The sequence below is a fragment of the Rothia sp. HMSC069D01 genome (genome assembly GCF_001810135.1).
Lineage (GTDB): Bacteria > Actinomycetota > Actinomycetes > Actinomycetales > Micrococcaceae > Rothia.
The window spans coordinates 466204-469882 of the sequence record NZ_KV800108.1 but is presented as its reverse complement, the minus strand read 5'-3'; the positions used below and the strand labels follow the sequence as shown (position 1 = coordinate 469882).

The 3679-nt window shown below is 48.4% G+C and carries 3 protein-coding genes and 2 pseudogenes; all 5 read left to right on the top strand.

Annotated elements, in window-relative coordinates:
- Positions 1-180, top strand: a pseudogene (locus HMPREF2710_RS09500) (peptidoglycan-binding protein); the annotation flags it as partial.
- 2 nt (positions 181-182) lie between these two features.
- Complete coding sequence (locus tag HMPREF2710_RS06410) at positions 183-1061, top strand: DUF6318 family protein (RefSeq protein ID WP_049359962.1); 879 nt, start codon at positions 183-185, stop codon at positions 1059-1061.
- Positions 1062-1738: 677 nt separating this feature from the next.
- Entirely contained in the window at positions 1739-2494 is a 756-nt protein-coding gene (locus tag HMPREF2710_RS06405) for a DUF6318 family protein (protein ID WP_246824553.1), read from the top strand.
- Positions 2495-2509: 15 nt separating this feature from the next.
- Entirely contained in the window at positions 2510-3376 is an 867-nt protein-coding gene (locus HMPREF2710_RS06400) for a DUF6318 family protein (protein ID WP_070600190.1), read from the top strand.
- Positions 3377-3434: 58 nt separating this feature from the next.
- A pseudogene (locus HMPREF2710_RS09495) lies at positions 3435-3679 on the top strand (peptidoglycan-binding protein); the annotation flags it as partial.

Below are 3679 nucleotides of genomic sequence, written 5' to 3'. Positions count from 1 at the left end.
GTCAAATTCGACATCCTTCCCGAAGCAAAAGTCTTCTGGAAAGACACCGGGCAGCTACAGCCCATCACCGAATTTGATACGCGTGGGCTCCTCCGCGATGGAGCAATCCACGGCACCCTGCGCTCCCGTTTCCTTAATCCCGGATGGGACATCCACTTTATCCCCGAAAAGGAGGCATAACAATGGAGCCCCAACGCAAGGAACAGGAGACGGACGCCCAGCAGAACTCTTTCGCGGAAGCCCAGCCGGTATCTTCTGGTCAGCTACTCGCTCATCAGCAAGAGTCGCGAAAGCCCCGTTTTTCTCGTCGTGCCCTCGCAATAGCAGGTGCGGGCACCCTCGGCGCCCTCATCATCGGTCGAAAGACCGGTATCCTCGCCACCAATGAGGAAAAACAAGAAGCGCGCCTTCTTAAACGGGATAGAGCACTTATCGAACTGGCACCTGAACAAAAATTTGATGATTATGTAGACAGTGGAAGTTCATCCGGCCTGCTCGTGTACACCGCCTACGAGCGCAACGGCAGGTACGTGCCCGCAACCGAAGAACGCGCCGCTCAGAACGTGCCCTACCCCGTTCAGCAGCCAGGCATTGATGAATATAGTCGCGGTGGTTTTTATACTTTCCAAGCATACTTCTATGCTGCCCTGAACTATTTCTACTACACGGGAGATACAAAACCGCTGTCCGAATTAGTTACCCCTGAAAAAGTGGTATCTAAAGAGATTCTTGAAATGTATCAGAAAAATCTTGGGTGGATTGTTTCTGCCCAGGATCTCTACCAGGTAAGAATTAGGATTCCCGGAATCGGTACGCGGTCTAAAAACCGTCGCAAGATATATCAATACCAGGGATCCACCTTTATCCCTGAAGATGCATATTTCTATGTACAACAGACAGGAGAGAAACTACCTATCAATAAGTTCTTGAAGACCGGCGAGGAAGAATATGTATTCCTTTATGCTGAGCACCTGCGCGGCCGCTGGGTGCTGGTGGAGGGCGATAAGGACGCCACGCCGCTGTACCCTCCGGGATTCTCCCTCGAAGGACTAGAGGTGTAAGAACCCACCTTCCCGGTAGCCGCACGCCCTCACCGATAACCACACCACACCCACCCTAGGAGACATATGGAACAGTCGCCCCAGAACCTTGGTGCAGGCGGCTCAGAACATGCCGTACCCTATTCAGCAGCCCGGAATGGATAACTACGACCGCGATGGCTACAACAACCGCAACACCTACGAGCCGATCTACCCGCAAGGATTCGGGCAGCTGTAGTGCTTTTCTAGGACCCCCGCCGGTGCGGTACTTTCGGTACTGTGCTGGTGGGGGTTTCTTGCTGGGCTTTTGAGGTTGGCTCCTCGTGGTTGGCTAGGGGAGATGGAATCCGTCTTGCTGAGTTCGTATGCAGAGTGTGCGTGTGTTACCTTGAGGTGTGGGCGAGGATGCTCGTTCACCGTCACATCAACTTCAACTTCCGGAAGCTAAACACATGGTTACTTTTCAGGCTCATGCCGTCCCTGCGCCTTTTAAAGATGAGAGCGCTGAGGCTCTCACGATTCATCTCAAATACCTAACTCAGACGAGTCAGATGTTGATTCGCTAAAGGTATTTATTCGTTTAATGATCTCATTTGTTATCTGAACAATGAGTGTTCTTCATAAGTTGATGCATTAGATATTTCAACTCACAACAAATGTAGAAAATTTATGTAACCCCAAGGATTATTGCTGTGACTATGATTTTTCGTAGCTCTCGTAGAGGTTTTATGAAGGGCGTGCTTGGCGTTGGCAGCGTCTTAACTTTGAGTGCCTGCTCATCCACGCCAAAAACCAAAGATAATAAATCAAAAGAAACCCCTTCGGCAACAGCTAGCGCTTCTCCGAAGCACAATGCCTACGCAAAACCATTCCATGACGATTATGATTACCGCGAGGCAATCAATGATCCGAAAAATGTATTTAATATCGGCATATATGAACCGGCAACGGAAGCACATCCCGCATACGCTGCGCCGCCGCCATACTACAACAGCACATACGAGCGTAATATGACGGCTTCTTCCATGAATATCGCGGTCACTTATTATGCAAATTATCAGAACTATATGCTTCTATCCGGAGACTCGCGACGACTTCATCTTGAAAATATGTTAGGCGGATTGTTCTTCCCCACCATTCAAGAACTCTACGACAACGCTAGTGGCTGGGTCATTACCCCGAACCAGCGAATTCTTAATTTCAAGATTCTTGAACCTCAGCCCCGTATTGTGGATGAAGCAAATCACCTATGCGAAATTAACGTTCGATACGACCTGAAACCAGAGGCGAAAGTCTTTATCACGGCAGAGAAAAAGCTCTACCCGATTACTGATTTTGACACCCGCAACCTTGTTACAGGCGGTTCCATCTACGGAACTATGGTGTGCCGATTCTTAGATCCAAAGTGGGAAGTGAACTTTACCCCCACATATGGTCCTGTACAGGGGAACTAGAGGAAAGGAAGACCAATGAAGGAAAACAATAACACCCCTGCTCCCCAGGAATCCTCAACCGGTAATAACCCATCAGAGCCGAAGAAGAACCCCAAAATCTCTCGTCGTGCCCTGCTGTTGGGATCTGCTGTGGTAGGTACCGCTGCGGCATCAGGTCTGTACGTAGCTGGCTCGAACTGGAAAGCTTCGCTAAACGAGCGAATCGCGCAAGAAGATACCGCGTGGGAGCGAAATCAGGCGCTCGCCGCCGCTGAACCTGCAACAATAATTGCAGAAGAAAGCTATAAGAATACTGCAGCAGGTCTATCTGGTCCGCTGGTATATACCGCATACCGAAAAGATGGAGTCTACGTTCCCGCAACCCGTGAGAGCCCCGCGCAGAATGTACCCTACCCGGTTATCCGCGAGAAGATGAATACATACGATATTTCAGGTATGTACTTATTCTTTGCCTACTATAATGCCGCCAAGAACTACGGGTATTTGACCGGTGATCTTGAGCCCCTAGCAAAGATAGTTGACCCCGAAAAAGTTATCTTTTCTAATGTGTACGAATTTATCACCAATAACCAGGGGTGGATTGTTTCGGATCAAGAAATCGAATCGTATATGGTGGAAACTCACGGATACGGTAGCCGAGAGATTCAGGGACGAAAAATATACAAGCTTCAGACGGAATTGTCGATATATGGAGACGCCTATTTTGTGTACCGCGATACCGGTGAAGTGAAGTATTTTCGGGATATGTTTCATACTGACCGCCACCCGACTATAGATTTCTACGGCGAGTTTTTGGACGGACGCTGGGTAAGCGTTGACGAAAATCTGCAAGGTGACCTTTTGTTGCCCAAGGGTGTTTCTGTTGCTGGATACACGAAATAGATTCGTGAATTCAAAATAGCATTAGGTAATAAGAGATATATTTTAGGAAGGAGAGGAAATGAGTGTCGACCCGGAGTGGACTAAAAAATTCTTCAACCAAGAGGACTATAGGGGAGCATACCATCTTGTCGATACTGACATGATTGGAATTTATACCCCAGCAGACCAGCAGCACCCTGCATATTCTGCGCCGCCGCCAGACTACAGCTATACGTTTACTAAATTTCTAACGTCCGCTGATTTGAAATTCTATAATAGCTACTATTATCAATGCCAAAACTATATGCTTTTGGCATCCGATTC

Bases quoted from the DNA above. Each gene is read 5' to 3' on its own strand.
- HMPREF2710_RS06410 (WP_049359962.1), top strand. From the start codon at position 183: ATGGAGCCCCAACGCAAGGAACAGGAGACGGACGCCCAGCAGAACTCT.
- HMPREF2710_RS06405 (WP_246824553.1), top strand. From the start codon at position 1,739: ATGATTTTTCGTAGCTCTCGTAGAGGTTTTATGAAGGGCGTGCTTGGC.
- HMPREF2710_RS06400 (WP_070600190.1), top strand. From the start codon at position 2,510: ATGAAGGAAAACAATAACACCCCTGCTCCCCAGGAATCCTCAACCGGT.